The sequence below is a fragment of the bacterium genome (assembly GCA_035380285.1).
Taxonomy (GTDB): Bacteria; Auribacterota; Erginobacteria; order Erginobacterales; family DAOSXE01; genus DAOSXE01.
Genome location: DAOSXE010000064.1, coordinates 1 through 5,380 on the forward strand (window position 1 = coordinate 1; position 5,380 = coordinate 5,380).

Consider the following 5,380-nt stretch of genomic DNA (forward strand, 5'->3'; position numbering starts at 1 on the left):
CCGAGGGCCGGAAGAGGGCGATGTCGGAGGTCCCGTCGCCGTTATAGTCGCCCACTACCGCTGGGACGGGGGTGGACCCGGGCGGCGTCGGGGTCTTCACCGGAATCAGGGTCGGTTCCGGAGTCGGGGTCTTCACCGGAAGCAGGGTCGGCTCCGGAGTCGGGGTCTTCACCGGAATCAGGGTCGGCTCCGGAGTCGGGGTCGGGGCCGGAGTCCCGGTGGGAGACGGGGTCACGGGGGCGAAGACGGTCAGGAAAGCGTCGGTGCCTCCCCCCCGGAAGACCCCCTGGTATGGGTTGCGGGTGGGGAAATCCGAGGAAGACGTAAATCCGGTCAAAATCAAACGTCCGGACTCCCGGGCGATACCGTAACCGGAATCGTTCATCTGCCCCCCCAGGTAGGTGGAGAAAACCGGGGTCCCGGAGGAGTCGAAGGATGCGGCGAAAGCGTCGGAGTTGAAGAAGCTGCGCGCGGGATAGACCGGGGCCACGGTGGGGAAATCGGCCGAGTAGGTGGTTCCGGTGATGGATGCCTCGAAACCCTCCAGGGCTATCCCGGAACCAGAGTCGCTGTCGGTCCCTCCGAAGTAGGTGGAGAAACTCAAATTCAGGCCGGTGTCGAAGCGGCAGACGAAGGCGTCGTAGGTGCCTCCGGCGAAAGCCGGCTGGAAGGCTGCTTCGGTGGGAAAATCGGTGGAGGCGGTGAAGCCGGTTATCCAGGCGGAGTCCGCGCCCACCGCCAGGCTGGTGTCATACTCGGACAGGCTCCCGCCGAGGTAGGTGGAGAACCCGAGCGCCCGGTCGGTGTCGAAGCGGCAGAGGAAAGCGTCGCGCTCGCCGGCGTGGGCCCCCTGGACGGGGCTGACCGTGGGGAAATCCAGGGAAAATGTGCTGCCCGCCACCCAGATCTCGCCGCCGGTCACGCCGACATCGTAGCCGTAATCGTTCGATTGTCCCCCGAGGTAGGTGGAGAACTGGAGGGCCCCGTCGGAGCCGAAGGAGCTGACGAAGACATCGTAGGACCCACCGGCAAAACCGGCCTGGAAGGGCTCGACGGTGGGGAAATCGAGAGAACTGGTGGACCCTGCCACCACCAACTCGCCCAACTCCCAGGCGGCCGCGTTGCCGTAGTCCGTCCCTGTGCCCCCCAGGTAGGTGGAAACGGTGAGTCCCCCCGAGCTGTCCAGGAGACAGACGAAGGCGTCGAAGCCACCGGCCCTGCCCGCCTGGTAAGGGTTAATGGTGGGGAAATCATCGGAGTTCGTCATGCCGGCGAGGTAGATTCCCCCGAGGCGGAACCCGACGGCGTCGGCTTCATCGTTGGCGAGGCCACCCAGGTAGGTGGAGAAGGCCAGGTCCCCGGAAGAGTCGAACCAGGAAACGAAAGCATCGGTGCCACCCCCCGCATAAGACGGCTGGAAGGCGGAGGAGGTGGGGAAAGAGGTGGAACTGGTGTCTCCCGCCACCACCATCTCCCCTCCCGCCGCGGCGACGCTGCGGCCATGGTCAAGGTCATTACCGCCCAGGTAGGTGGAGTAATCCAATTTCATCCCCCCGGCCCCGGCGCCTCCGGCCAGTGACAGGGATAAGACGAACAGAGCCGCCGACCAAACCATTGTTCCCATTTTCACGATTCACCTCTCCGGGCGCCGAACCCGGCTTATGGGCTGACAAGCCCGCGCCAAAGAAAAAGCGGCTCCCTCGCGGAAGCCGCTTTGCGCTTGCTCTCTTACCTTAACCACGGCCCACCCTTTCCGGGCAGCATAACGATGCCCTACCTTCCCGGTCTCGCTTCAAGCGGTAGGATTATTACGCTTTTTGCCTGGATAGTCAACCCATATTGGGCAAGCATTATTCGGGGGACCCCGTACGCACCCCCGAATCCGGCTCGGGGCTCCGGAATCCGGCGACTATCCGGTAACTTGAGCCCGTGGGGTTAATCCCTGCAACGGCTCTTCATCGTCGGCTCCCGTACTACCTGGTCACCGGAATGTCGGTCCCTCCCCCGAAGTATGTCCGGGTCACGCCCCGGATCGCCCACAGGCCGGAGGTTGACCGGAATACCCCCACATAGTCCTTCCCATCCCCCCTGTAACCTCCCGGAACGGGGTTGTCGGACGAGCCGCCGAAATAGACCCGGGTCACCCCACGGACCGCCCACAGGCCGGCTGTCGTCCGGTAGATACCGGGGGTCCACGTCCCGTCGCCGGAATAGTCACCCGGGACGGGGTTGTCGGACGAGCCCCCGAAGTAGACCCGGGTTACCCCGCGAATCGCCCACAAGCCTGCCGTCGGCCGGTAGATGCCGGGGGTCCACGTCCCGTCACCGGAGTAAACCCCCGGAACGGGGTCGTCGGAGGAACCGCCGAAGTAAGCCCGGGTGAATCCCCGGATCACCCACAGCCCGGTCGAGGCACGGTGGATGCCGGGGGTCCACGTCCCGTCGCCGGAGTAATCGCCTGGGACAGGGTTATCGGAGGAACCCCCGAAATAGACCCGGGTCACCCCACGGATCGCCCACATGCCGGTAGAGTTCCTGAATATCCCGGCGTCGGTCGTCCCATCCCCGTTATAGTCACCCGGGACGGGGTTGTCGGACGAGCCTCCGAAGTAGACCCGGGTTACTCCCCGAATCGCCCACATGCCGGTAGAACTCCGAAAAACCCCGATATCGCTGGTACCGTCGCCGTCGTAATCGGTATGCCAGCTCCTCCTCCCCGCTTGCCAGGGAAGGTTGTACACGACGCCCGTGGTGGCCGCCCAGACCCCGCCGGAATTGGAGGCGTCGATGGCCCAGACCGGTTCCGAAAGCGAGGTCTGCATCCACCAGGTGGCCCCGTCGTAGGAAAAGACACCGCCCGTTTGGGGCAAACTGGTGGATTCCTGGAAAGTCGTCCCCAGCCAGACGTGGTGCGACTGCGGGCTCCAGCTTACGAACGGATCCCCATGCCGGGGAATTTCGGTGAGGCCCATCCAGGATCCCGAGCTGAACTCAAACACCCGAGCCACGTTGACGGTCTCGACGCCGATCATCGTCCAGCCGGTGAAGGCGCAGTAGGGCATCCCCCCCGGAGATACGCAGACCCTCGGCGTGGAGCCGGAAAAAAAGGTGGTGTGAAGCGTCCAGCCGCTCCCGTCGTAATGGGACAGACACGGATGGTAGCCCGGGTTGTCGGCCCCCGCCAACCAGATGTCGGAAGGACCGGTCCCGGCGACGGAACTGAAATACCCGATCCCCGAGTCCGTGAACGCCCCCCAGCTGGCACCGTCATCGGAAGACGTGTAAACCCCACCCCAGGAGGCCGCCCAGACGTCGTAGCCGCCCGCGCCGTTGGCGGTGGCCCAGAGGGGGGCGGAAAATTCCCAGGGGGCCACACGAAGATTGATGTCCCACCAGTTCGCGGAGCGTTGCCCCCCATCGGCCTCACTGATTGCGCCCGAGCGCCGTAGGACGATGGGAAGGTATATGGAGGTGGGAACCGAGGATTTGGTCCCACCGGCCGGGGGGTAGCCGAAACCGGAGAAGCAGGCGCGATCGTCGGCGGGGGCGGCGGCCCCGTAAAACCCGAAGTCGGTCCATCCGGCCAGGGTGGTGACGCAGGTCCACGCCGAACCGTCGAAGCGGTAGACACTGTTGCTCTGGCCCGCCCAAGCCGTGCCGTCGGGCGCCACGGCCAGGGCCTCGATGCTCGCGTCGCCGAGGACGGTGGAGAGAGCCCACTCCTGGGCCGAGGCCGGTATCGTCGCCAGGGCCATGATCGCCGCCGCTGCCGGGATATTCTTCATTATCACCTGTCCGCTCCTCCCCTTTCCGGTTTTCGATCAGACAATGGACGCACCCGCCGAAAATGGGTTTGTACCCGACTCCTCGATGGCGACCCCACGAAAGGCGCTCGGAGTGGATAGCATTTCCCGATTCCCCGGCCTTATCGATCCTGGGGCGTCGGCGCCGCGTTCCGCCGTTATTGCCCGGCGACGACTATCTCTTGCCCTTCGTCTTCCGGCGCGGCGACATGGACCACGGTTTCGCCGACCTTGATCTCACTCCCCACCTTCAAAGTCTGGTTCTGGGCCATCCCGGCCTCGACCGTGACCGTGAAATTCCCGCCGTACTGGTCGATGAGCGCCACATCGACGGGCGAAGACGAATCGTTTTTCAAAATAACGTTCACCGCCCCATTCGCCTGGGCGGACACGGTGCTGCAAAGCACTAAAGCAAGGAGAGCCGCCGCCGTGATCGCCATTTCGAATCCCGCGTTCCTGTTTCTCATGCCAATGCCTCCTTCTCTGGTCTCTCGGTTCAGTTTCGAGGGGATCGCTCCCTCGTTGAGTATACCGAGCCACCGGCCGGTCCCCGGCGGCGAATTTAAAAAGACGGCTTCGCGCGGGAAGCCGCCATAGAGACAGCCTGTGTTCGATCGTTACCCGGCCGCTTTGCCGCCATTGAGCCGGCTGCTCTGCCCGGGAGAAAAAAACGCCCGGCCTGGATCGCAATCCAGAACCGGGCGCGTCATCCCGAAGAGATCATCCCCCCAACAGAGCATGAAATCCTCCCTGTTTCGCGAGGAAGCTTATTCCCCGGCCGGCCATACGGTCAAGGCAATTCCCCCTTATGTTCCCGACGGGATCCGTTCGCCGGCTCGTCCTTACATCTCTCTCCCCCAGGGTGAATCTATCCTTGCCCCGCCCTCCCCCGCGGCTATAATGCACGGTGTCCGCCGAAGTAGCTCAGTTGGTAGAGCAGCTCACTCGTAAAGAAATTCAGGTGGTTTTCCTAACCCCCGATACCCCAGGCCGTTTTGACATATCCCCTTGTCGGACAAGCCAATTATATCGACGGTTTTGTACCGGTGAGTACCCCTGATTACCCCTGAGTACCGATAATTTTGGTGACTATTTGGTGACTGGGACCAGGGGGACTCATCCCCTAAAGATGAGTCGCCATGAGCCCGAGTTCTTCCCCGGAAGGCCTCCCCTCTTGGCATTGCTTCAGGGATTCGTGACGGGCAGGTCGGTGGAAGCGCCGTAGTAGGGGGCGGTCACGCCCCGGATCAGCCACTTCCCCGAGGCGGAGCGGAAGACGGCGAAGTCCCAGGTCCCGTCCCCGTCGTAGTCCCCCGGCTGGACCGTGTCCGAGGAGTTCCCGAAGTAGGCGGTGGGGCCGCCCCGGACCAACCACTTCCCGTTGGAGGGGCGGAAGACCGCGACATCGGTGGCTCCGTCGCCGGTGTAGTCCCCGGGGACGACGGTGTCGGTGGCGAACCCGTAGTAGGCCGAGGTCAGGCCCCGGATGAGCCACTTCCCGTTGGACGGCCGGAAAACGGCTATGTCCGTGGTCCCGTCCCCGCCGTAGTCGGCCGGGACCAGGACGTCGCTGGAGA

General features: G+C 64.1%; 4 protein-coding genes. All 4 read right to left on the reverse strand.

Annotation, left to right across the window (positions count from 1 at the left end; all coding sequences use genetic code 11):
- Positions 1-1,630, reverse strand: a 1,630-nt coding sequence (locus tag PLZ73_12560; GenBank protein HOO78705.1) for a hypothetical protein, incomplete at its 3' end; no start/stop codon positions are given.
- A gap of 343 nt (positions 1,631-1,973) precedes the next feature.
- Positions 1,974-3,785 carry a hypothetical protein gene (locus PLZ73_12565; protein HOO78706.1) on the reverse strand — a complete coding sequence of 604 codons (1,812 nt, stop codon included), beginning with the start codon at positions 3,783-3,785 and terminating at the stop codon, positions 1,974-1,976.
- A gap of 176 nt (positions 3,786-3,961) precedes the next feature.
- Positions 3,962-4,270, reverse strand: coding sequence for a hypothetical protein (locus PLZ73_12570; protein ID HOO78707.1), 309 nt, complete (start codon positions 4,268-4,270; stop codon positions 3,962-3,964).
- A gap of 718 nt (positions 4,271-4,988) precedes the next feature.
- On the reverse strand, positions 4,989-5,380 hold a 392-nt coding region (locus PLZ73_12575; GenBank protein ID HOO78708.1), incomplete at its 5' end, for a VCBS repeat-containing protein.